A 22,743-nucleotide genomic window follows, 5' to 3' on the forward strand; every position below is an offset into this window, starting at 1 on the left:
TTTAATCACCTCTTTCGTGAAGCATTGCTAAACTATCAGCAATACGTTTTTGAAACTCTGATTGTAGTTCCTCCCCTCGATAAATTTCATGATATAAACGGCCATCTTTAATGAACAAAATACGTTTGGCATAAGAAGCATCCACAGCCGAATGTGTCACCATTAAAATGGTTTGCTCATTTTTATTAATATCTCTAAATAGTTCCATAATCGTTTTAGATGTTTTAGAATCAAGTGCACCTGTAGGCTCATCTGCGAGTAACAAATCCGGTTCATTAATCAGTGCTCGACAGATAGCCACGCGTTGTTGTTCTCCTCCTGATATTTCAAAAGGATATTTATTAAGCAGTGGTTCAATATGTAATTGATAACTTAAGCGATAGAGACGATGACGCATCATCTGATGTGAGCGATTCGCAAGTACAAGCGGCATTAAGATATTATCTTTATTTGTCATTGTCGGCAAAATGTTAAAGTCTTGAAAGACAAAACCTAAATGATCTCGACGGAAATATGCGATTTCTTTATTACGCAATTGACGGATATTTTGCTCGTCAATCGTTATCGTACCTTCAGTAGTTTTATCATAAGTTGCAATTAAATTAAGTAAAGTGGATTTCCCAGATCCAGATTCACCCATAATTGCTACAAATTCACCCCTATCCACATTAAATGAAATGCCATTTAATGCGGTAGTAGCATTCAGACCTCTCCCAAATGTTTTTTTTACATTATTCACGTCTAACAACATGATATCCATGCTTCCTTTCTTTTCATTAAACTCTTTAATTTATCACTTACTACTATCATAAAACAAAAAGAAACCAGTAACATTAATCATTTCTTAAAAATGTTACTGGTTGTCCTTACATTATTGAAAGTTTAATTATTTTCTGGGAAATGTATGTCAAATGTAGTTCCTTCATTGAGCGTTGAAGACACTTCTACTTTATGATGTAAATGTGCCGATATATGTTTAACAATAAATAATCCAATGCCACTTGAATGTTGATTAAGTCTTCCGTTATAGCCCGAGTAGCCTTTATCGAAGATTTTGGGAAGATCGGCTTTACTAATTCCTACACCATTATCTCGTATAGATAGCACACGATTTTCGTTGTTAAACGTAATCCAAATGTCTTTACCACGTGCATATTTCAAAGCATTATTAAGAATTTGTTCTATCATGATTGTACACCATTGAACATCAGTAAGTACTTCATCTTCACAACGTGTGTAATGAATGTTTGTTTTTTGGTCGATGAATTGAATCGAATATTTCATAATAAGAGGTTTAACGAGATCATTAATGACTACTTTCGAAAAGGACATATCCGTTTCTTGATTCATTAATTTTAAATAGCTAAGTGCAAGACTCGTATAGTTATCAATTTGTATAATTTCTTGACGCACGCGATTCACTACATTATCTTCATTTCTTTCTAAAAGGAGTTTCGAAGCGGTAATAGGTGTCTTCATTTGATGCACCCATGTTAAAAAATAGTTCTCAACATTGACTTGGTATGCAGATTGTTCATTTTTTACACGTTGTAATTCATCTTCTAAGTCAGCAACTTCTTCTTTTAAAGACACTGCTTCTTGAAATCCACTAAGTTGAATCAACCAAAAAATAATCATTATGAAAAGAATAATTGCCATACCTAGAAAGAATGCGTTGAAAGGCAAATTAAAAAGAAAGAAAATCACCAAAAAAAGTAATAGAAATAATGCTACTATCATCATTTGATGACGTATCGATTTTATAAATGCTTTTAACATCATATTTACACCTTATACCCTACATTTTTCTTTGTCTCAATGAAATCAACAATACCGATAGATTGCAGTTTTTTACGTAGGCGTGTCATATTTACTGCTAACGTATTATCATCAATAAAATTCTCCGATTCCCAACATTTTTCAATGATTGCTGTACGACTGACATATTTCCCTTCATTTTGAAATAATTTATTCAAAATTTGTAGTTCAGTAAACGAAAGTTGTACAGAGTCATCGTTGTAGTAAAGTGTGGCTTCATCAACAACGAGCTTACACCCTTTAACAGTAATCTCATTATTTGAAACCGTTAAATCATATGTTCTACGTAGCAATGCTTGAATTTTCGCTATAGTAAGTGATAAATTAAATGGTTTTTCAATAAAGTCATCTCCGCCCATTTGAATTGCCATAATTTGATCCATATTGTCAGTACGCGAACTAATGAAAATAATTGGGACATTAGATACTTTACGTATCTCTTGGCACCAATGATAACCATTAAATGTAGGTAAATTAATATCTAATAACACAAGTTCAGGTTCTGAAGTTTTAAATTCTTCGAGAATATTATCGAACTGCTTAGCAATACTCACTTCATAGTTCCAATGTGAGAGTTCATTCCCTAGACTTTCTGCAATGACGACATCATCTTCGACAATCAATACTTTCATTTTTTTCATCCTTTATTTTGCGTCATGATCATTATTGTCATTAGGATTAGACATTTTATTTTTTTCTTGTTCAAATTTATTTTCTTTATGTTTCGTTTTTTTCTTACGTTTTCTTTCTTCCATAATAGATAATGCGATAAATACAACTATCAGTAAAGGAGATAACATTACGAATATCATTATTGATTCACCTCTATATATTTATTCATGACATGATTTCTTTAACTTTATTTTAACGCTTTTTCTTTAAATTGAATATATTCGAGATTAACTGTTTCATAAAAAAGTAAGGAGCGAGATTCGAATTCATTTTGAATACGCCGTCTCACTCCCATGCTTCTTTTACTTTTAATCTTCTTTATTTAAAATATACTTTCTAATATCTTCTATGGTGATCGCTTCTTTAATTTGTCTTTTGATATCATTGATTTTTGCTATTCTTCCAATACTCCCTGCCCAACTTTTAGGACTATGCTGTTTCCAATCATCTAATTCTTTAAATAGTTCTTGTAATGTTGTCATATGTTTACCACCTTTTTTTAATTTGGGTAAATAAAATAGCCCTCCTTAAATAAGAAGCGCTTGTCGACATCTTCTTATCTTTCAGGAAAATCCTGTTGGATGTAGCACCTCACGCAAAGCGCAGTTGCTGAAGTTTCATAGGGCCAATTCCCTCCACTTACTCTTAATAAGATCAAACTATTTTATTTAATACTATTATAACATATATTTTCAATTCTTTATATTAAATTAATTTATCAAATCATAGAATATGATAAATTAATAATTTTTTACAATACCTTAAACTAAAGTTTACTAAATACTTACTTCAAATCAAATAAAGTTTCTTAATATAAATATGTAAGTAATCTATATTTTACATATTAGGGGGCTTTTTTAATTATGAGTTTTATTAATAAATTTGGAAAAACCACAGTAGCAACTTCAATCCTAGCTGCTTCAGTATTAGGTACAACACATGTATCATTTGCATCTGGTGCTGGACAAGGTGCTCAAGGTCAACAAGGTCAAGATGGCGATTACATGGCCATCGGTAACACTAAAAATCCTAAAAATGTGATTTTCATGGTTGGAGATGGTATGGGTCCTTCTTATAATTCAGCTTACCGTTATTATGCAGATAATCCTAATACCAAAGAATTAGATCAAACTGCTTTTGATAAATATTTAAAAGGGACTAACCGTACTAACCCTAATGATCCTAAAGAAAATGTAACTGACTCAGCTGCAGGTGGTACAGCTTTCGCTACAGGTCATAAAACATATAATGGTTCAATCTCTGTAGATAATGATAAAAAACCTTTAAAATCAGTATTAGAATATGCTAAAGAACAAGGTAAATCAACTGGTTTAGTGACAACAGCAGAAGTCACTGATGCAACCCCAGCTGTGTATGCGGCACATGTAGATGATCGTGATAAAAAAGATGAAATTGCACAACAATTTTATAATGATAAAATTAATGGCCAACATAAAGTAGACGTTATCTTAGGTGGGGGCTCTAAATACTTCGGTAAAGAAAATGGTCATTTAACTGAGAAATTCCAAAAAGATGGTTACGACTATGTAACCAATAAAACTGACTTAGCTAACTCTAAAAATGATCAAGTATTAGGTTTATTTGCTGAAAAAAATATGCCGTTACAAATTGATGCACCACAACAAAATCCATTATTAGCAGATATGGAAGACAGTGCATTATCTAAATTAGAAAAAAATGATAAAGGATTCTTCTTAATGGTAGAAGGCGCTTCAATTGATAAATCTGGTCATCCTAATGATATCACTGGTGTCATGTCAGAAATGAGCGGTTTCGATAAAGCATTCCAAAACGCTATCGACTATGCGAAAAATCATAAAGATACATTAGTTGTCGCAACTGCTGACCACTCAACTGGTGGTTTATCCATCGCTAAAGGTAAAGATTATGTATGGAATCCAGACGCTATTCATAAAATGAAACATTCTGGTAGTTACATGACTGAACAAATTGCTAAAGGTAAAGATCCTGAAACAGTGATCAATGAAGGTTATGGTGTCGACTTCCCTGAAAAACAACTAGATAAAGTTAAAGAAGCTGCAAAAGAACTTAAAGACGTAACTGATAAAGCAAAAGACGATAAAGATCCGAAAATTGCTGAAGCAACAACTCAATTACAAGATGCAATTCAAAAACCAATTAACGATGCATCTCATACTGGTTGGACAACATATGGTCATACTGGTGAAGACGTAAATACTTACGCATATGGTCCAGGTGCTGATAAATTCCGTGGTAACATTGATAACACAGATAGCGCGAAAAACATCTTCGACTTCTTTGGTCAAGATGTAACGTCTAATCAAAATCAACAATAATATGTAGCTCATAGATAAGACGCTCTCTATAATTGAAGAGCGTCTTGTTTTATAGTCAGATAAATCACTTTAGCAAGTAATGACCTGCTAAAGTGATTTTTTACATCATTATTTCATTTCTAAATTATCTTTAATTTTTTGTTTTACTTCATTTAAGCTATCTTTATTGGAATAGAGCTTAAAACTGGTATATCAAGGTCTCGTTTGATATCTTTTTCAATTATGTATTTTTTTACTTAGTAATATTTTTAGTTGTAAATGATTTAATTATAATTAATTCTTTCGTATATCAATACATTAAAACAAAAAACCGAGATATTTCAATCTTAGAAATATCTCGGTTTATATGATTAATATTCAATATTTGGCATTTCGTTTACTTTGTTTTGATATTTTTTGAAAGCAATATAGCCTACAAAACCAATAATAGTTGTAACTAAAAGTTTTTTCATTATTGTCACTCCTTTTAATTTTTAGCGTACATTAGATTTGTTTAATCAAAAAACAAGTCTAGACTAAATATATTATACACTCATTTGGTATTATTTTTAAAGTCAATCGAACAAATTGCGTTATATTTATGTCATTTTAGAGAATGTATTGACAATAATATCTAATTTTTCATCACAAATAAACAAATATATATCGCAACAAATTCTAAGAAAGTAAAAAGATAAATATATTTTAAATTCAGCTTTTCTTTAAGTGGTACCTCCCAATGTGGATACTGACGTTCATAATAGACATTTTGAGTAAAAAATAATCCTAAACCAAATGGAATATAAGTAATGATGTTTTTATACTTTGACTCTAACTCTATTTTATTAAGAAAATGTCTCATCAGCACTTGCAATATAATGACAATAACTAAGAGGAGTAGTATGTGAATCATTTTATTAATCGTACCCCTTTCACAAATAATATAACAGTGGCTTGTAATAACACTATAAGTACAATAAAAATTAACACTTTTTAAATTGATGGCATCAAACACGTGATACGTAATCGTGTTAATGGGTATGTAAATAACCAAACCATATGAAATCTCAAAACACGTCCTACAAATATTCCTATTCCATTTAGAAACTTTAAAAACAATACTAAGTAATGATTAAGGTCATATATTAGAAGTATAATGTGATAAAGTTATAAATATAAAGATTATATAATTTATTGCAAAGGAAACACTTATTAAGTAACTATGTAAATACTGCCTATTCAATTAAATCAATAACGATATAAAAATATGTCCTTACAATATAACGTGGTGTTACATTCTACACTACTTTCTTTCTATAAATAAATTAAGGTTAGGAAAATAGAATGCTAACACGTGATATCTTAACATTCTACTTTACTCTAACCTCTTCTATATTAAATCGTGTACTTTCGAATTGCATTATTTATAACTGTTGTAAAGGAAGACATGGCTAGCGCTCAATTGTTTTCATTTTTTATGTACTTTTAACAAATAACCGTTATGCGTGAAAAATATTTATTAACAATCTAGTGTTAATTCTAATTGACCTCCCTTAACATTTTATAATGTAATCTACAATATTATTTGGTTTTATTACAGTCAACTATCCTATCGTACGTTGTACATTAAATGTAAATATATTTAATTCTTTTGAAATAAGTTGAATTAACTTTTCATTGTTATTGATCATAGACAGTATATTTTCTCCTTAAAATGGTATAGAAACATCTGAACTTTCAATATACATCAGTTTAGCTTCTTTTTTAAGATTCTTTTTCATCTTTTAAATGTTTAATATCTTGAAACCCTTCTCGATAATTCGATAATTCTTCCATAATCGCATACCAATCTTTTCCAACTTTTTGGAACGTTTGTTGCATTAATTCATCTTGTGCTTTGTTTAATTTTTCTACTAGTTTACTTCCTTTAGGCGTGGGAAATAATTGCTTTACTCTTCGATCTTCTTCAGATTGTTGTTCAATAACTAATGCTTCTTCTTTTAACTTTTTCAATGTTGCGTGAGACCCTTGCTTTGATATTTCTAACGTATTTAGTAACTGCTTAATCGTAATACCAGGCAATTTATTGATAAAAAATAAAAAGCGATGATGTTGTCGACTCATACCATATTTTTCGATAATTTCATCTGCAGTCGTCACAAACGTTTTATAAGCGAAATAAAATAGCATGTGCTCATAATCATTTTTATTTCGATCCATATTCACTCGTTCCTTTTCAAAGTCATTATTAATTATTATAGTAAATTTTCTAACGACTTTCATCAAAAGGTCAATAATGTTGATTTTATTTATAACCAGGCTTATCCTATATATGTAAACAAAAGCAATACAAAGGTGGAATTGAATATGAAACAACGTGTAGGACAATATTTAATGGATGCAGTACATGAAGCAGGTGTCAATAAAATATTTGGTGTGCCAGGAGATTTTAATCTAGCATTTTTAGATGACATCGTCAGTCATGAAGGCGTTGAATGGGTTGGAACAACGAATGAACTAAATGGTGCTTATACCGCTGATGGTTACGCACGAATGAATGGACTAGGCGTACTCGTAACAACATTTGGCGTTGGCGAATTAAGTGCTGTTAATGGTATTGCAGGCGCTTATGCAGAACGTGTTCCGGTCATTGCTATCACAGGCGCACCAACAAGAGCTGTTGAAAAGGCAGGCAAATATGTGCATCACTCTTTAGGTGAAGGACACTTTGATAGTTATCGACACATGTTTGAACCTATTACTACTGCACAAGCCTATATTACAACTGAAAATGCAACAACTGAAATTCCTAGAGTAATCAATGCTGCAATTCAAGAACGTCGACCTGTACACATTCACTTACCAATCGATGTAGCAGTGTCAGATATTGAAGTTGAACAACCATTCAAAGTTGAAAAAACACCTCAACAAGATGTATCTCAATATGTAGATATGGTGGCTGATAAGTTACGTTCAGCTAAACAACCATTAATTATTACTGGTCATGAAATCAATAGTTTCCATTTACATGATGAATTAGAACAATTTGTAAATAAAACGAATATTCCAGTTGTTCAATTATCGTTAGGTAAAGGGGCATTCAATGAAGAAAACCCACACTATATGGGTATTTATGATGGAGAAATTGCTAAAGATGACATTAAAGACTATGTCGATCATAGCGATGCTATTTTAAATATTGGTGCCAAATTAACTGACTCAGCTACTGCAGGCTTTTCATATAAATTTGATATTAACGAAGTGGTCATGATTAATCATCGTCTATTCAAATTAAACGATACGATTGATAAAGAAATTATATTGCCTGAATTCTTAGAAGCGTTAAGTACGATAGATTATACAAATAAACATTCATTCCCTTCTTATCAACAACCAAAATCAATTGACTATGAATTAACTGATGATACGTTAACGCAAGATATTTACTTTAAAATGATGCAAGACTTTATTGGCGACAATGACGTATTAATCGCTGAACAAGGGTCATCCTTCTTTGGAGCTTACAGTTTAGCTTTACCTAAAAACATGTCATTTATTGGTCAACCTTTATGGGGTTCAATTGGTTACACATTACCAGCTACATTAGGTTCTCAATTAGCTAATCCACACCGTCGTAATATCTTATTAATTGGTGATGGGTCATTCCAATTAACTGTTCAAGAATTATCAACAATGATTCGCCAAGATATTAAACCTGTGATTTTCTTAATTAATAATGATGGTTATACTGTTGAACGTCTCATTCATGGTATGGAAGAGCCATATAACGATATCAACATGTGGGATTACAAAGCATTACCCAAAGTATTTGGTGGAGATACTGTACAAGTACATGACGTTAAATCTTCAAAAGATTTAAAAGAAACGTTTGATGATATTAATAACCATCCAAATCACATGCACTTTACTGAAGTCACAATGAAATGGGATGACGCACCTCAAACACTACGTGATATCTCTAAATCATTTGCTAATCAAAACAAATAATGGATATTGGGAGAACATTTAAATAAATCAATTAAGAGCGACTATATATGTCAATAATACATATTTAGTCGCTCTTTTTTATAAACTTTTTTCATTTAAAAATTTATTATCGATCACATCTTTTGTAATATCCTGTAAATGTTTGATATTCCATTCACTTTTTGAATCATACTGTAGTCCATGTTTCTCTGCTAATTGTGATGTGTAATCATCAAGGTTATAAATTTTAAAATGTTGTCGTGTTTGTTTATTGGTAGGACGTGCTTGTTCGTAATGATTGACCATGCTTGTCCATTTAACATTTTCTAAATGTACACCTTTAGGTTCTTTTACTACATCGAAGTTTATCCTTCCTAACAATTGATTATTTTCATCTCCACCATATTGTCCATTTAAAAAATTACCTAAAGAATAAGCTACCAAGGTTTTATGGTGATGATCTTTTGCTTTAACCCACTTTACTGGTTGAATCACATGTGGATGCGTGCCAATGACGACATCTACACCCTCATTTGCAAATAATTGAGCGTACTTCTTCTGTGTTTTATTTGGTGTATGGTGATTTTCATTTCCCCAATGTGCCGACACCATGACGACGTCGCTTTGTTGTTTTGCTTTTCGTATATCATGTTTAATAGTAGCTTCATCAAACGTTTTTACTGTATATGGATAGTTTGAGACCATATCATTTGTTCCATATGTATAACTTAATACACTGATTTTCACGCCATTTTTAGAAATGGTATGTACACGATTCGCCTCTTTTTTCGAATTGTATATCCCTGTAAACAATACGTTATGATCAAATTTTTCCCAAGTCTGTATATGATTTGTGATCCCTTGATCTCCTTGATCTAAGGAGTGATTATTTGCACCATTAATCACATCGAACCCTGTTGCAACAATGTCACTTGCTACCTGACTAGGTGTATTGAATCGTTTAAATCCAGAATATGGAATATCATCCCCACCAAGTGGAGACTCCTGATTGACAAAAGCTAAGTCAGGCCTAGCTATGTCTTTCTTTATATTAGAATACATTGGCTTAAAGTTATATGTACCATCTGAATATTGTGCATCATGATATACGACAGGATGAATTAAATTATCTCCCACTGCTACTACCGATATTTTTTCACTATTATTTTCAACAAGAGCCATACCGCATATCAGTGAAAATACTAGAAAAATAACAACCGAAGTTATGTAATATTTGTACACTAAACTTACGCTCCTTATTGATTTAGAGTAGATTCTTTTATATTCACGAAAAACCTAAAATAATTAATACTTGTAATTATTTTAAAATACTCAAAATAATAACTCAAATTAGTTTATGAATTAAAAAAATAAGAAATAGAAAAAGTATCTATTTCTTATTTTTGGTTATCTATCCTTACTAGATGTATCAACATGTTTGATGGGTTGATCGATGGCACTTGCTAATTTGAAAGTTTAGTTTTAACTGTAGTGTTCATTGGTTACTTAACTTTATTCGTTGTAGGTATTGCTGGTTTTGTCTATACTATTTTAGCTATTCTTGCAATGAATAAGGGCGAAGATTTTGTTGTTCCATTTACGATTGAAATCATTAAATAAAACGAAATATCCCTTTGTGACGTATCATCACAAAGGGATATTTTTTTATTTCTCTACTAACCATTCAATGGTACGTTCAATTGCTTTGTCCCAAAAAGCATAATCATGTTCCCCAGGTCCTTCTTCATATTTATAATTGATACCTTTTTCATCTAAATATTTCATAAATCGTTGATTATCATCATATAAGAAGTCTTCTGTGCCACATTGAATAAAGAGTTCTGGAAGTGTTGCGCCTTTATCAACCGCTTCATCCACTAAGTGATAGGTATCTAACTCTGTACCTTTAACTTTTAAAGCTTCACCGGCAATGGCTTTGGGATCAAAGTCATTCCACTCAATATCGAGTAATGATTGTACATCACATACCGCTGACAATGGCGCTGCTTTAGAAAATAAATGGCTTTGAGTTAAAGCGAATTTTATTGTTCCGTACCCCCCCATTGAATGACCTGCAATAAAATTATCTTCTCTTTTTTTAGATACTGGTAACACTTGATGTGCATAATTGTAAATTTCTAATATATAGTCATAGTAGCTATGACCAAAAGCCATATTCGCATAGCCACTGTGATCTGCATTCGGCATAATCACTGCCAACTGATGTGCTTCTGCATAACGTTCGATACTTGTGAAACGCATATACGATGTCGCATCACTTGATAAACCATGGAGCAGTAATAACATTTTTAAAGGTTTTACAGGTTCATGTTGTTTAAAAAAGCTATCGTCTTCTGGAACGATGGCTGTAAACGATTGATTCATCCCAATCGTAGGTGATTTATAATTAATAGTCATAAATGCCATATTGTTTCGTCCTTCCGTTTTATAAGTATGATATCTATTTTACACTTTTTGTAGACTAATGGAACGTTTTTTAATATAAAAAGACGCTAGCCAAATGACTAACGTTTTTGTCAATAAATTGTTTCACGTGAAAACATTATATATCTTCTCTAAATAAAGGTTGACTCATACATCTTGGACCTCCACGACCACGTACCAATTCACTGCCTTTAATTTCAATCACTTTAATCCCTTTATCACGTAATAATTGATTAGAGACATAGTTTCTATCGTATGTTACCACAACGCCTGGGCGAATACATAATGTATTAGATCCATCGTTCCACTGTTCTCTAGCACCGTCTATGACATCTCCATTGCCAGTAGGTATAAATTCTACGTCATCTACACCTAATGCATTGGCTAACGTTTCTCGTAGCTGTCTAGAGTGTGTAATTTTAATATCATCTTTCATTTTATCTTGTTCAATTGTAAAGATATTCATGTGATTCTCTTCTTTAAAAATAGCTGCATGCACTGTAAATTTGTCATAATCAATCATTGTAAATACAGTATCTAGATGCATAAATGTACGACTATTGGGTATTTCAATCGCAAGTACTTTTTTAAATGTAGTATAGTCGTCTTTAAATATATTTCTTGCTAGTCGCTCAATGGCTTCAGCTGATGTACGTTCTGAAATACCGATAGCTAATACATCTTTAGAAAGCACAAGCTCGTCTCCACCTTCGATGTTAAACGGTGATGTACGATCAAGCCACACTGGTATATCTGCATCTTTAAAACGTGGATGATATTTTAGAATATACGTCATAAAAATAGATTCACGACATCTTGCGCGCCAATACATACGATTGATCGACATACCTCTACCAATACTTGCTTGAGGATCCCGTGTAAAATATAAATTGGGCATCGGATCTAAATAGAATGGATAACGATCATCTAAATATTCCACTAGATGCGTTGTTTCAAGTTGAATGTCCTCTTTACGTATCCCAGACATCATTGTTTCAATTAATGCTTGATTTGATAATGTTGAAAAATATGTTTTAATTTCTGTCTCATGACCTAAAATTGTTTTTTGAGATTCTGATAAAATATCATCAATCAATTGCTGTCTTACATCTTCATTTTCAATCGCTTCAGCAGCAAGTTGTTCTAGATAAACGACTTCTACCCCTTCACTTCTAAGTGTTTCTGCAAATTGATCATGCTCTTCTTGTGCCACTTTTAAATATGGAATGTCGTCAAACAACAATCCACTTAAATGATCAGGTACTAAATTTTCTAACTCTTTACCTGGTCGTTTTAATAGCACTGTTTTTAATGTACCGATTTCATTATTAACTTGAATTGGCCCCTTTGTCATTTGTATTCCTCCTTCAAGTAAATGGTATATTTATTGTAATTATCATGAAGCAGTGGTTCATAATATACATTTCATGTATATAATTCTATCGTAGCACTAAATGTTAATTTCCAATAATAAAACCTTTTAATTATCGATCAGAAGACGATTTTAAAATTTTAACTTGAAATACCTTTATATAATCATTTAATATTTATTCGCCTATGTGTATAAAAAATGATTGAAGCGAATACGTTCACTTCAATCACCCATTTAATTCATTGCTTTTTGTACTGTACTATAGCCTAATACGACGCGGTCTACTTTACCTTTATTAACATCAAACCAAACTGTCATACCATTTTGTTTAGGTTGATAGTAATAAATACCTGTTGTGTTGTTGTTACCATTATCAATTTTTTGTAGCTCTTTACTATATACTTTTTTTAGTTGTGTTAATGAAAGTTGACCTTTGACTTCCATATCTAATAACGAGGCAGTTTTACCATCTTTAGATACATTTCTGAAGTATTGATCATATTTCAATACCGATTTATTAGATGTTGTCGATTTAATTTTAATGCCATTAAATTTAACATTTTCAGCTTTAATCGCATTTTTAAAATTTTTATCTAATACGAATGAAGCATTTTGACCCGCATAACCATTATAGTTGTAATATGATGACGTTGCTGCGTGTGCAGTCGGCTGTTGAACAAGTGCACCTGTGACGCTAGCACCTAATAGTGTACTAAACGCTATTGTTGTAGCTACACATACTTTTGTTGTCTTTTTCATATACGTCTTCCTCTTTCTCTTTAAACTACTCATATCATACTTCATTACTCATATCTATACAATCATTATATCAATTGGTTATCTATTTAAATATTTTTTTATAAAATTGTGTTATACTATAAATAGGAGTAATAGTTCTATTTACTCCTTCATAAAAAGTTATACTACGTCATAACATTAGACCACGAGTTTACTTCCCCTTTGTTAAACTTGTGGTCTTATGATATATAAATTCATTATTTTAATTTTTAAATATAAGATTTATTTATATTATGAGAAACCACTTCCTAAAATCGAACGTATGTTCTATAATATTATCGAGGTGGTTTTAATGATTCCTGATCAATACAAACATGAAACAGATTATCGTAACATTCCTAGAGAATATTTAGACGCTAATATACCACAAGGACGTGGCATGATTAAGTGGGCACCGTTTATTATATGTACTAATCTCATAAAAAATCTAATTTAATAGGGTTCAAACATAATTTATATATGTATTATGTTTGAACCCTATATCTATTTATTTTTTACTAATATCATTTAAAATGTCTCGCAATTCTTCAATTTCTTTGTTATTTAATTCTTCATTTTTCGCAAAATTAAGCACTAAACTTTTCATATCCCCTCCATACAATTTATTAAGAAAGGTTTTAGCAGTTTTCATTTTAATATCATCTTCTTTAATAATTGATGAGTAAAAATAAATATTATTATATTTATATCGTTTTATAATCTCTTTTTTATATAGTCTTGTAATTAATGTTCTAATCGTCTTATCGCTAACTTCTTTATTTTTTTGAATCTCAACTACAATTTCATTAGCTGATACTGATTTTTTATTCCATATTATATTCATAACATCCCATTCAGCCATAGATATTTCAACTTGCTTATTGGCCATTTAAAACACCCATTTCTTTTAATATTTTTTCATTTATGAATTTAGCATTTTCACCAGAGGCTTTTTCATCTGATAAATGTGTAGAAAAATAATACTTATCATGATTTGTAATTACGTAACCTACAAACCACCCATTATTATATTTCCCGTTTACTATACCTGTACCTGTTTTCCCATACAATTCATAATTTTCATTTTTTCTAATCAATAACGAAGAAGATAATTGTTTCTTTTCATTTTTACTAAAATGGTTATTTTGTTCCATCATATTTTTTAAAACTATTACTTGTTCAAGATTAGATATTTTCAAACTATCTTCCAACCAATAGGCTTTATAACTTCCCAAATTTTTATTACCATAATTTAATTGCTTGAGTTGATCAGAAGTATAGTTCTTTGATAATTGATTACTAATACGTTCGAAGTACCAATTAACTGAGTTTTGTATTGCCGTATTTAAATCTTGATCCTTATTCCAAGAATCGAAAGGATAATGATTATGATTCCATGACATACGTGAATTTTTATCACTTATAATATGACGGTCAAGTCCAAACAGTGCTAAATAAATTTTGTAAGTTGAATCAGGAGAATATCTTTTTCTACTTTCTTTTTCATTATAAATATAGTATTTGTCTTTCTTCATGCTGTACATAACGAAAGATCCACTATTTGAACCAAAATTTTTACTTTCATCTAAAATTTGGTAATCGCTTTGTAAGGGCTTTTTATAATTATAATCAGTTAAGGATTGCCCCATTAAAAACTGGCTTTGAATTATCATGATAAAAAAAGTAAAAATACAAATAAAAATTAGAATTAATTTTGACTGCTTCTTCAGATTGCCTTCTTTTATATTAATTAATCTTCTTTTGAGTAATGATTTTTTACCATTAAATGAATGGCTTAATATATTTTTGTTGAAAAATGAGGTTTTTAATACGGAATCCATAATAGCTTCCGCATAAGACTTAAATTCATTTTTGTTAATATTATTAAGGACAAATCTATCGGCTTCTACTTCATTGTCATGAATCATCTTTCTTTTTACAATTTGTATTAGTGGATTATAACTCATAGCAATAGAAAAAATATGAAAGATAATTAAATGCAAAGTATCTCTGTTTTTAGCATGAGCATACTCATGCAATATTATATATTTTAGTTTTTTGTCATTTATACTTTTAAAATATAAACTGGGAATCAAAATAATATATTTTCCATACCAAAAAGTTATTGGAGAATGAATAGATTCTGCTTTTCGAATCACAATATTTCTTTTATATTGATGATTGAAAAGTATCTTGTTTATTTTATCTTTTTCTTTTTCATTTAGATAAAGTGACTGTTTCTTTAAATACTTAAGATATAATAAAGAATTTAAAAATTTAAAACTTAAAATAATAACTAAAACTATCCAAATAACTGTGCAGATATTATCTATTGAATCCCAATTAAACTTATGGATGTCTGTTGTAAACTCATGAACAGGTTTAGTGGTATTTATGTTAGGATTCAAATTGTGTGAATTACTTTCAACTGTGGGCTCTTGATTATTCAAATTATTAAATTTAAAAAAAGAGAATTTAATAGGGATGAAAGGAATTAATCCTGCAAGAAGAGTTAGATACCAAACTTTATAATTTAACATATAATTAAAATAGCGTTTTAATATGTACCTAAAAAATAATAACAATAAAAATATAAAACAAAAGCTTACTATGCTCATTATTAATAACTTAGCCATTTCAACACCTTCTTTCAAATATTTATAATAAACTATTGACGCGAATATTACAATTGTAATATTATTGATTTATAGAAATTACAACTGTAATATTGGAGGGTATATTTTGAAAAAGTTAATACTTTTAATTGCAATTGCTTTAGTTTTAAGTGCATGTAATTCAACCAGTTCACATGCTAAAGAGTTAAATAATTTAGAAAAGAAATATAATGCTAATATTGGTGTCTATGCATTAGATACTAAAAGTGGTAAGGAAGTAAAATTTAATGCCGATAAGAGATTTGCCTATGCTTCAACTTCAAAAGCGATAAATAGTGCTATTTTGTTAGAACAAGTACCTTATAATAAGTTAAATAAAAAAGTACATATTAACAAAGATGATATAGTTGCTTATTCTCCTATTTTAGAAAAATATGTAGGAAAAGATATCACTTTAAAAGAACTTATTGAGGCTTCAATGAAGTATAGTGATAATACAGCAAACAATAAAATTATAAACGAAATCGGTGGAATCAAAAAAATTAAAAAACGTTTAAAAAAATTGGGAGATAAAGTAACAAATCCAGTTAGATATGAAATAGAATTAAATTACTATTCACCAAAGAGCAAAAAAGATACTTCAACGCCTGCTGCTTTCGGCAAGACTTTAAATAAACTTATCGCAAATGGAAAATTAAGCAAAAAAAATAAAAATTTCTTACTTGATTTAATGTTAAATAATAAAAACGGAGACACTTTAATTAAAGATGGTGTTCCAAAAGACTATAAGGTTGCTGATAAAAGTGGTCAAGCAATAACATATGCTTCTAGAAATGATGTAGCTTTTATTTATCCTAAGAACCAATCTGAACCTATTATTTTAGTCATTTTTACGAATAAAGACAATAAAAGTGATAAACCTAATGATAAATTGATAAGTGAAACCGCCAAGAATGTAATAAACAAATTTTAATAGTCTAAATGTACTACAAAAACTGATATAATTCTATCTTTCATAAAACTTCATAATATCGAAGAACATATATATTATTTATAATTATATATGTTCTATTTTTTTATGTTCACATTTTTTAAAAGAGAAAATACTATTAACATACCAAACATCATATTCCAGTTACTATAATTATAAATGCTCGATAATCTTACTCAACTTTTCCATATAGAAAATAACTTATTTTAAATTAATTAATTAATCACATTAAAAAATTATATAATCCTTGCCAAAAAAGAACATACGTTCTACAATGATGATGAGGTGGTAAACATGATTCCAAATCCTAATGCGCCAGATGAATATAAATATGAAACTGATTATAGAAAAATACCAAGAAAATATTTAAACCCTAAAATCCCTCAAGGGCGTGGAAAAATCAAATGGCAAGCTTTTGCGACTCTCCCGCAACAGTTTGAAATTTTAGAACAAATTATAAAGGATCAAAATAAAATAGAAAAACCATTGCTAACACATGATTCATTAGATAATTTAGATCAGATTTTTCAAATAAAAATTCAAAATGATGAGTTATGTACAATCTCATATTGGGAAGACGGTAACATTTCAAAATATACAGGAAAAATTTTAAAAAAGGATGAAATTAGTAATACATTTTCCTTTTCTGATACTAACAATAATATATATAATTTAAATAATGCTAACGTTTGTAGTATCACTTAACACTATTTAAACTTTTAAAAAGTTTAAATAGTGTTCTTATAATTACCTTTTTCGAAATACTTCTAGCAAAATCATTATAAGTATCATACTGATATTAAATATATTATTTTTATCACTGAAAAAAATTTCTACTACTTGGAAAATTGATAAAAGACTTATTATTAACAAAAGTTTATTTAATTTTTCGCTTCTTTCTTCTTCCTTATATGCCTGCTCCAATTCAATTAGTAATAATTCTTCTTTGTTTAATTCTTCAATATATTGTGGAGATTTAAAATCATTATTATTCTTTAGATACAAATATAAATATAAACTAGGTAAAAGCTCTGTTCTATAAATAATTGCAATAGATCTCTTGAAATTTAGTATCCATTGTCTAAAATATAGGGCTTCTTTTTTTCCATTTAAATTATATTGTTGATACCCATACAATTGTAATTCATTTAACATAGTTTCTAAGAAAAAGAAATTAGCAGAACTATTGAAATAAAGTGCCATTTGAGAACATTTTTCTAAAACATCTCCTTCTTGCTCATCCATCCAAACTACAAAAACAGATGCTTTATTCAAGAAGTTTATATAATTATCGCTATAACCATCTTGCCTAAAATGTTTACTTTTTCCTTCAAATGAAAAAATAGGCGCATTTACTAACCACTCTTGAATCTTCACGTCCTCATAGAAAGGATCATCAGTAAATTCATTTTCATTAGCTAAATAATAAACTTCAAAACCCATATTTTTAGATACTTTATATTCAAAAATATCCTTACTATTAATTTTTATAATTCTATTAATTTGTCTAGAAACATCTCTAATATTTTTACAATGTCTATTACCATACAATTGATACTGTCTTTGTCTATTATTTTTTTCTTGATTAATTAGAGGATATATCTTATCTTTTACACATGAGAAAGTACTATACAAGTCGCTTCCAAAGTTTATACTCTCTAAGTCTTCAATGATTTCTATAACAAATGTACCATTGTTAAATATAGTTAAGGTTAAAAAAAATAAATTCAAAGTGTTCTCATGAGTAATTTCAATATGTGGAGTGAATATATATTTTTTATATTTGTATCCATGTATATTATTTTGATCAAACAATCCATCATTAATATTTGCATTAGTAGCAAATTTTTCTAAAAATTTTTCTAGTTTTTCGTGATATTCTTTTGTATGTCTTTTATATCTTCCAGGTAAAATCCAATAATCATAATTTACCGGGGGGTTGTCAGGAGATAAAATGCGTATAACTCCTTTTACATTCAATAGAATTTCCTCAATTTTTTCAAACCAAGGGTTCATGTTATTATCTTTTATATTTATAGCAGTAGCATATTGATATGTTACTTTATAGCCTTGTAATTTATTAATATCTTCTAGAATCTTTTCAATTTTATTGTCCATTATTTTAAATATCCTCATACAGCCTAGAATATAAAACGCTAATTTCTTCTTTCAACATTTTTTTCTCTTTTTCTAAAGAATTTACTTTTCTTTTTAAAGAGGAGATTAACGCATCTTTACCGTCATTTTTATTTTTATGAACAAATATTTCTCTGTTTTGTTCACGTAACTTCTCTATTTTCTTTCGAATTTTATTATTTTTATATAATGTAGCTTTCGAAACTTTTGAATGTTTAGAAACGATGTTAAAGTTAATTTCTTTATTTTTTTGAACTAAATCATTTATTGCTTTATCAACTTTTTTCTCGGTTTTAACTTTTCGTTCTGCATGCAACTGTTTTAATTGTTCTTGTCTATTAAATTTTTCCATCTTAACCTCTATACTTTTATTCTATTACTTCTCCCGAATATAATGTTTCCATCTTTTATATTACCTAGTATTTCTTCATATTTATTTAATATATTTATATGCTTTTCAACCATATCTTGTCTATTATTATTTTTAGCTAATTTTATAGATTTGACCGTTGATTTGATATGTAATTCATATTTTTCAACATCTAAATCAGAAAATCCAATAGCTAAATCCTTACATGGTTTCCCAGAATTACAAGTCAGGCATGGCGGAGCTTCCATGTATGGACAATCACCACTCAATCTAGCATGACAAGTGCCATAAGGATTGTCCATTGCGTTTAATTTATGTTCTTGCCATAAAGAATTCAATGCTTTTTCAGATAGTTCACTACTATGCTGTATATTTTTAATTTTACCGTCAACATCAAAACTAAAAGCTCCTTGATCAATAACTGATTCAAAAGCCTTTCTCTTTGTATCATCAAGTAACTTAGCATATCTTAGAGTCATTTCTGGTGAGGAGTGTGCTAATAATTCTTGTATCGTTAATATATCTGCTCCACCATTTAACAATTTTACTGCATAGGTATGTCTAAATTGATGAGTTTTGAAATGGAAGATTTCTCCTTGTTCATCAATAATATTTTTAGTCTTTGATAAATGATTTAAGTGTGCTCTGACCATATGTTGTGTAAAGGGCATTCCCTTTCTTTTTCCTTTATAAATAGCAAAAATATAATTATTAGGATTATTATCTTTTGTACTTTTACTTTTAGAATCGGCTATTAAAACTGCTATTATATCAGCTAATTTATTATCAATTGGTATTCTATGTCCTTTAACAAAAGTTTTAGCAATATCTGTGATTATTGAATACTTTCCATTAACTTTTGCAAGGCAATTATTTTGTAATGTCAATACATCAGAAATTCTTAATCCTGTTTTAAAAGCTATCCAAACTACAGGTATTAAATCTTTATGCAAATCATTTATATGCTCAAAAAGCTGTTCCAATACAAAATCTGGGATATAATCAATTTGGCTACTATTTTTCTTTTCGTGTTTAGGTAAGTCTTGAGGATAAATTAAAAATCGTATATCTTGGTACGGTGCTATAGCATAGTTTTGAGTTATAATATCGTTTAAGAACCTTCTAATTGTTTTTAATTCTTCTCTCACAAAATTCTTAGTACTTTGCAAATTTTTATTAGCTGCATATTCAAACAAAAATTCTATATATGCTTCGATATGACATCTATCTAGTTCATTTAAACTATTCCTTGTTTCTTTATTTTTAGATATATTTTGAAAAAACCTAGTTAAAACTCTTATATAAAACCTTGCTGTAGCAAATGCTATATCACCAGTTATCAAACGATTTTTTAAATATTTTTTTGCTAATTCTCGCATTTTAATTGACTCAATTTTTTCAAAGTTTAAATAATTGCCAGTTAGTGTTTTATTATAACTCAATCCATATTTTTCTAAATTTCTAATATCCCATTTATCTTTTTCCCATTCTTCTCGCTTATCAATGAACTTAATTAGATTAATGTACATATTCTTTAAAAAAGAAGCCAGTCCGCTTTTGTATTCATAATCACCAAAAACTATTGTTGATGATCTTCTTTTTATTGGTATATTATTTTCAGTCAGCCAATTAAACCAGTGCTTTTCTAATGTATTTATATCACAATCAAGTAAAGAATTTAAATTTGGATAAACTTCATTAAAGAACTTAGCAATCTTATTAAGCTTTACTGCTCCAGTATTAAATAAATTAGATAAGGACCAATCCTCTTTAACTATCAGTTTCAAAAAAAGGTATTTAAATTCTAAATTCAAATTTTTACTTTTAATCCTAAAGAAAACATTTTTTCTTTTGTCTCTATAGTTCTTGATACTATCTTGAAATTGCTTGAATTTGTTAAAAGCTGTAATGTGCCACTCATCATTTTTAAAAAAGTAATCATCATATATTTCAGTTATTAAAACCTCTCCTTTTATATTGATGGTTCTACTTTGTAATGTACATAATTCATTAATCATAGTACTGTTTGTAGGTAAATTAATTGGTATTGACATAGTCATTCCCCTTTATTAAAAACTTGAAATTGATGCTTTACTTTATTCCAATCTTCACGTATATCTTCTTCAGTGGGATGAACATATAAATTAATAGTCGTTTGTATATTACTATGACCAAGTCTTTCTTGAACTTGTTTTATATCCTTAGTTTCATTATAAAAAACAGTTGCATGTGTATGGCGAAATAAATGAGGATGAACATTTATAGATGTTTTATGTTTTAGCCTTTTAAATAATGAATATATATCACTATAATTCATAGCTTCTCCTACATTTCTCCCCTTTATTTTTACAAAAAGATAATCAGAACATATTGAAAGTTCGTCAATTATTTCGTAGACATAATCATCGTATAAATCAATTAACGATTGGGAAATAAATATTTTTCTTTCCCCAGTTTTCAAATAAGTACCATTATCATTAAATCTATTTTTCAAAACTATTTGATGGCCTTTTCTAAAGTCAAATTTAATATCATCAATACGTAATGATAATACCTCACCTATACGTAATCCGGTTTCATATAGTAATTGTATTAAGAATTTATCTCTAATATTATTAGCTTCCTCTAATAATTTCTTAACCTCCGCATTAGTTAACACTTCTATTTTTTTCTTTGGTTCTTTAACTTTCAAAATATTTTTCAACGTTCTATAGTCCTTATTTATGTGATGCATGAAACTTTTATATTTTTTAGAGTATTTACTTTCCATATGCATAAAATCATAGAAATTAACATCTAATTTTTTACTCCTATAGAGATAATCATAAAAATTAGATACTACAGTCATAGTCAGATTAATTGTCTTAGGACTAATGCTTTTTTCTTTTCGGTGATAAGAGAGGACATTCTCATATTCAAAAGGTGTTTTCATCCATCTTATAAAATCAACAAAGTTATCAAAACTAACTTCTTTATAGCATATCTTTTTACTTTCTAAGTAAACAAAAAAATTTTTTAGTGCATAGGCATAGGTTTTCTTGGTATTTAAACTTTTCTTAACACTATCCAGATACTTCAAATATCTTACTGCATCTACTATAGGTTCATTATTACCATCTAAAATCATAAAATTGGTACCATTCTTAGATTTTACTTCTACTATTTTCATAATAATCTCATTTCTAATTTTAATAGTATAAGTATACACTATTCAAATTCTTTTTACATCATACATATTAAAC

The 22,743-nt window shown here is 29.1% G+C and carries 21 protein-coding genes, 2 pseudogenes and 1 riboswitch; of the genes and pseudogenes, 6 read left to right on the forward strand and 17 right to left on the reverse strand.

Annotation, left to right across the window (positions count from 1 at the left end; genetic code table 11):
• Nucleotide 1 precedes the first annotated feature (1 nt).
• From HMPREF2561_RS08775 to HMPREF2561_RS10895, 5 genes are all read right to left on the reverse strand, one after another.
• Nucleotides 2–751 (reverse strand): ABC transporter ATP-binding protein, encoded by a 750-nt coding sequence (locus HMPREF2561_RS08775; RefSeq protein WP_049382136.1) that lies wholly within the window; start codon nucleotides 749–751, stop codon nucleotides 2–4.
• Between the two features lie 131 nt (nucleotides 752–882).
• Nucleotides 883–1,779, reverse strand: coding sequence for a sensor histidine kinase (locus tag HMPREF2561_RS08780; RefSeq protein WP_049382137.1), 897 nt, complete (start codon nucleotides 1,777–1,779; stop codon nucleotides 883–885).
• Between the two features lie 5 nt (nucleotides 1,780–1,784).
• On the reverse strand, nucleotides 1,785–2,450 hold the full coding sequence (locus tag HMPREF2561_RS08785) for a response regulator transcription factor (protein WP_049419652.1): 666 nt from the start codon (nucleotides 2,448–2,450) through the stop codon (nucleotides 1,785–1,787).
• A 12-nt stretch (nucleotides 2,451–2,462) separates the two neighbouring features.
• Nucleotides 2,463–2,630 carry a hypothetical protein gene (locus HMPREF2561_RS10890; RefSeq protein WP_002488268.1) on the reverse strand — a complete coding sequence of 56 codons (168 nt, stop codon included), beginning with the start codon at nucleotides 2,628–2,630 and terminating at the stop codon, nucleotides 2,463–2,465.
• A 168-nt stretch (nucleotides 2,631–2,798) separates the two neighbouring features.
• On the reverse strand, nucleotides 2,799–2,972 hold the full coding sequence (locus HMPREF2561_RS10895; RefSeq protein WP_017175468.1) for a hypothetical protein: 174 nt from the start codon (nucleotides 2,970–2,972) through the stop codon (nucleotides 2,799–2,801).
• A gap of 71 nt (nucleotides 2,973–3,043) precedes the next feature.
• Nucleotides 3,044–3,145: riboswitch (SAM riboswitch) on the reverse strand.
• Between the two features lie 208 nt (nucleotides 3,146–3,353).
• On the opposite strand from HMPREF2561_RS10895, the gene HMPREF2561_RS08790 reads away from it, so the two are divergent.
• Complete coding sequence (locus HMPREF2561_RS08790) at nucleotides 3,354–4,829, forward strand: alkaline phosphatase (protein ID WP_049419653.1); 1,476 nt, start codon at nucleotides 3,354–3,356, stop codon at nucleotides 4,827–4,829.
• A gap of 350 nt (nucleotides 4,830–5,179) precedes the next feature.
• Here the strand turns inward: HMPREF2561_RS08790 and HMPREF2561_RS10640 are convergent, their stop codons facing one another.
• Together HMPREF2561_RS10640 and HMPREF2561_RS08800 are read right to left on the reverse strand one after the other, a co-directional pair.
• A complete protein-coding gene (locus tag HMPREF2561_RS10640; protein WP_017175470.1) occupies nucleotides 5,180–5,281 on the reverse strand; it encodes an SE2200 family small protein in 102 nt (33 codons plus the stop codon).
• Nucleotides 5,282–6,572: 1,291 nt separating this feature from the next.
• Nucleotides 6,573–7,028: a MarR family winged helix-turn-helix transcriptional regulator gene (locus HMPREF2561_RS08800; RefSeq protein WP_048761850.1), complete on the reverse strand. Its 456-nt coding sequence runs from the start codon at nucleotides 7,026–7,028 to the stop codon at nucleotides 6,573–6,575.
• A gap of 147 nt (nucleotides 7,029–7,175) precedes the next feature.
• On the opposite strand from HMPREF2561_RS08800, the gene HMPREF2561_RS08805 reads away from it, so the two are divergent.
• Complete coding sequence (locus tag HMPREF2561_RS08805; RefSeq protein ID WP_061544096.1) at nucleotides 7,176–8,816, forward strand: alpha-keto acid decarboxylase family protein; 1,641 nt, start codon at nucleotides 7,176–7,178, stop codon at nucleotides 8,814–8,816.
• Between the two features lie 78 nt (nucleotides 8,817–8,894).
• Here the strand turns inward: HMPREF2561_RS08805 and HMPREF2561_RS08810 are convergent, their stop codons facing one another.
• Complete coding sequence (locus tag HMPREF2561_RS08810) at nucleotides 8,895–9,977, reverse strand: CapA family protein (protein ID WP_080979420.1); 1,083 nt, start codon at nucleotides 9,975–9,977, stop codon at nucleotides 8,895–8,897.
• Nucleotides 9,978–10,280: 303 nt separating this feature from the next.
• Between HMPREF2561_RS08810 and HMPREF2561_RS08815 the strand changes: the two are divergent.
• Nucleotides 10,281–10,415 (forward strand): annotated as a pseudogene (locus tag HMPREF2561_RS08815) (DUF4870 domain-containing protein); the annotation flags it as partial.
• A gap of 45 nt (nucleotides 10,416–10,460) precedes the next feature.
• On the opposite strand, the gene HMPREF2561_RS08820 reads toward HMPREF2561_RS08815, so the two are convergent.
• From HMPREF2561_RS08820 to HMPREF2561_RS08830, 3 genes are all read right to left on the reverse strand, one after another.
• A complete protein-coding gene (locus tag HMPREF2561_RS08820; RefSeq protein WP_049379403.1) occupies nucleotides 10,461–11,222 on the reverse strand; it encodes an alpha/beta hydrolase in 762 nt (253 codons plus the stop codon).
• A 136-nt stretch (nucleotides 11,223–11,358) separates the two neighbouring features.
• Nucleotides 11,359–12,594, reverse strand: a complete 1,236-nt coding sequence (arcA, locus tag HMPREF2561_RS08825; RefSeq protein WP_049419657.1) for an arginine deiminase — start codon at nucleotides 12,592–12,594, stop codon at nucleotides 11,359–11,361.
• Between the two features lie 252 nt (nucleotides 12,595–12,846).
• Nucleotides 12,847–13,371 (reverse strand): immunodominant staphylococcal antigen IsaB family protein, encoded by a 525-nt coding sequence (locus tag HMPREF2561_RS08830; protein WP_019834626.1) that lies wholly within the window; start codon nucleotides 13,369–13,371, stop codon nucleotides 12,847–12,849.
• Nucleotides 13,372–13,702: 331 nt separating this feature from the next.
• Here HMPREF2561_RS08830 and HMPREF2561_RS10780 point away from each other — a divergent pair.
• Nucleotides 13,703–13,810: pseudogene (locus HMPREF2561_RS10780) on the forward strand (hypothetical protein); the annotation flags it as partial.
• A gap of 87 nt (nucleotides 13,811–13,897) precedes the next feature.
• Here the strand turns inward: HMPREF2561_RS10780 and blaI are convergent.
• Both blaI and blaR1 read right to left on the reverse strand, forming a co-directional pair.
• Complete coding sequence (blaI, locus tag HMPREF2561_RS08835) at nucleotides 13,898–14,278, reverse strand: penicillinase repressor BlaI (protein ID WP_001284658.1); 381 nt, start codon at nucleotides 14,276–14,278, stop codon at nucleotides 13,898–13,900.
• Nucleotides 14,268–16,025 carry a beta-lactam sensor/signal transducer BlaR1 gene (gene blaR1 / locus HMPREF2561_RS08840; RefSeq protein WP_001096367.1) on the reverse strand — a complete coding sequence of 586 codons (1,758 nt, stop codon included), beginning with the start codon at nucleotides 16,023–16,025 and terminating at the stop codon, nucleotides 14,268–14,270. The genes blaI and blaR1 overlap by 11 nt, the downstream gene beginning before the upstream one ends.
• A gap of 106 nt (nucleotides 16,026–16,131) precedes the next feature.
• Between blaR1 and blaZ the strand changes: the two genes are divergently transcribed.
• Nucleotides 16,132–16,977: a penicillin-hydrolyzing class A beta-lactamase BlaZ gene (gene blaZ, locus HMPREF2561_RS08845; protein ID WP_000733621.1), complete on the forward strand. Its 846-nt coding sequence runs from the start codon at nucleotides 16,132–16,134 to the stop codon at nucleotides 16,975–16,977.
• A gap of 312 nt (nucleotides 16,978–17,289) precedes the next feature.
• The gene (locus HMPREF2561_RS08850) at nucleotides 17,290–17,700 is read left to right on the forward strand and encodes a YolD-like family protein (protein ID WP_000612779.1); all 411 of its coding nucleotides are present in this window, start codon (nucleotides 17,290–17,292) and stop codon (nucleotides 17,698–17,700) included.
• Between the two features lie 42 nt (nucleotides 17,701–17,742).
• Here the strand turns inward: HMPREF2561_RS08850 and HMPREF2561_RS08855 are convergent, their stop codons facing one another.
• The 4 genes from HMPREF2561_RS08855 to HMPREF2561_RS08870 are packed head-to-tail and all read right to left on the reverse strand — an operon-like array spanning nucleotide 17,743 to nucleotide 22,670.
• Nucleotides 17,743–19,113 carry a hypothetical protein gene (locus HMPREF2561_RS08855; RefSeq protein WP_070468692.1) on the reverse strand — a complete coding sequence of 457 codons (1,371 nt, stop codon included), beginning with the start codon at nucleotides 19,111–19,113 and terminating at the stop codon, nucleotides 17,743–17,745.
• Nucleotides 19,114–19,117: 4 nt separating this feature from the next.
• A complete protein-coding gene (locus HMPREF2561_RS08860; RefSeq protein ID WP_000410574.1) occupies nucleotides 19,118–19,483 on the reverse strand; it encodes a DUF6262 family protein in 366 nt (121 codons plus the stop codon).
• 8 nt (nucleotides 19,484–19,491) lie between these two features.
• Complete coding sequence (locus HMPREF2561_RS08865) at nucleotides 19,492–21,555, reverse strand: tyrosine-type recombinase/integrase (RefSeq protein WP_070468694.1); 2,064 nt, start codon at nucleotides 21,553–21,555, stop codon at nucleotides 19,492–19,494.
• A 2-nt stretch (nucleotides 21,556–21,557) separates the two neighbouring features.
• Entirely contained in the window at nucleotides 21,558–22,670 is a 1,113-nt protein-coding gene (locus HMPREF2561_RS08870) for a tyrosine-type recombinase/integrase (RefSeq protein WP_000706213.1), read from the reverse strand.
• Between the last annotated feature and the right edge of the window lie 73 nt (nucleotides 22,671–22,743).

The organism is Staphylococcus sp. HMSC069E10 (assembly GCF_001809205.1).
In the GTDB taxonomy this organism is placed as follows: domain Bacteria; phylum Bacillota; class Bacilli; order Staphylococcales; family Staphylococcaceae; genus Staphylococcus; species Staphylococcus hominis.

Excerpts from the sequence above, each read along its gene's own strand:
- HMPREF2561_RS08775 (WP_049382136.1), bottom strand. The coding sequence starts at position 751 with ATGTTGTTAGACGTGAATAATGTAAAAAAAACATTTGGGAGAGGTCTG.
- HMPREF2561_RS08780 (WP_049382137.1), bottom strand. The coding sequence starts at position 1,779 with ATGTTAAAAGCATTTATAAAATCGATACGTCATCAAATGATGATAGTA.
- HMPREF2561_RS08785 (WP_049419652.1), bottom strand. The coding sequence starts at position 2,450 with ATGAAAGTATTGATTGTCGAAGATGATGTCGTCATTGCAGAAAGTCTA.
- HMPREF2561_RS10890 (WP_002488268.1), bottom strand. The coding sequence starts at position 2,630 with ATGATATTCGTAATGTTATCTCCTTTACTGATAGTTGTATTTATCGCA.
- HMPREF2561_RS10895 (WP_017175468.1), bottom strand. The coding sequence starts at position 2,972 with ATGACAACATTACAAGAACTATTTAAAGAATTAGATGATTGGAAACAG.
- HMPREF2561_RS08790 (WP_049419653.1), top strand. The coding sequence starts at position 3,354 with ATGAGTTTTATTAATAAATTTGGAAAAACCACAGTAGCAACTTCAATC.
- HMPREF2561_RS10640 (WP_017175470.1), bottom strand. The coding sequence starts at position 5,281 with ATGAAAAAACTTTTAGTTACAACTATTATTGGTTTTGTAGGCTATATT.
- HMPREF2561_RS08800 (WP_048761850.1), bottom strand. The coding sequence starts at position 7,028 with ATGGATCGAAATAAAAATGATTATGAGCACATGCTATTTTATTTCGCT.
- HMPREF2561_RS08805 (WP_061544096.1), top strand. The coding sequence starts at position 7,176 with ATGAAACAACGTGTAGGACAATATTTAATGGATGCAGTACATGAAGCA.
- HMPREF2561_RS08810 (WP_080979420.1), bottom strand. The coding sequence starts at position 9,977 with ATGGCTCTTGTTGAAAATAATAGTGAAAAAATATCGGTAGTAGCAGTG.
- HMPREF2561_RS08820 (WP_049379403.1), bottom strand. The coding sequence starts at position 11,222 with ATGGCATTTATGACTATTAATTATAAATCACCTACGATTGGGATGAAT.
- arcA (WP_049419657.1), bottom strand. The coding sequence starts at position 12,594 with ATGACAAAGGGGCCAATTCAAGTTAATAATGAAATCGGTACATTAAAA.
- HMPREF2561_RS08830 (WP_019834626.1), bottom strand. The coding sequence starts at position 13,371 with ATGAAAAAGACAACAAAAGTATGTGTAGCTACAACAATAGCGTTTAGT.
- blaI (WP_001284658.1), bottom strand. The coding sequence starts at position 14,278 with ATGGCCAATAAGCAAGTTGAAATATCTATGGCTGAATGGGATGTTATG.
- blaR1 (WP_001096367.1), bottom strand. The coding sequence starts at position 16,025 with ATGGCTAAGTTATTAATAATGAGCATAGTAAGCTTTTGTTTTATATTT.
- HMPREF2561_RS08850 (WP_000612779.1), top strand. The coding sequence starts at position 17,290 with ATGATTCCAAATCCTAATGCGCCAGATGAATATAAATATGAAACTGAT.
- HMPREF2561_RS08855 (WP_070468692.1), bottom strand. The coding sequence starts at position 19,113 with ATGGACAATAAAATTGAAAAGATTCTAGAAGATATTAATAAATTACAA.
- HMPREF2561_RS08860 (WP_000410574.1), bottom strand. The coding sequence starts at position 19,483 with ATGGAAAAATTTAATAGACAAGAACAATTAAAACAGTTGCATGCAGAA.
- HMPREF2561_RS08865 (WP_070468694.1), bottom strand. The coding sequence starts at position 21,555 with ATGTCAATACCAATTAATTTACCTACAAACAGTACTATGATTAATGAA.
- HMPREF2561_RS08870 (WP_000706213.1), bottom strand. The coding sequence starts at position 22,670 with ATGAAAATAGTAGAAGTAAAATCTAAGAATGGTACCAATTTTATGATT.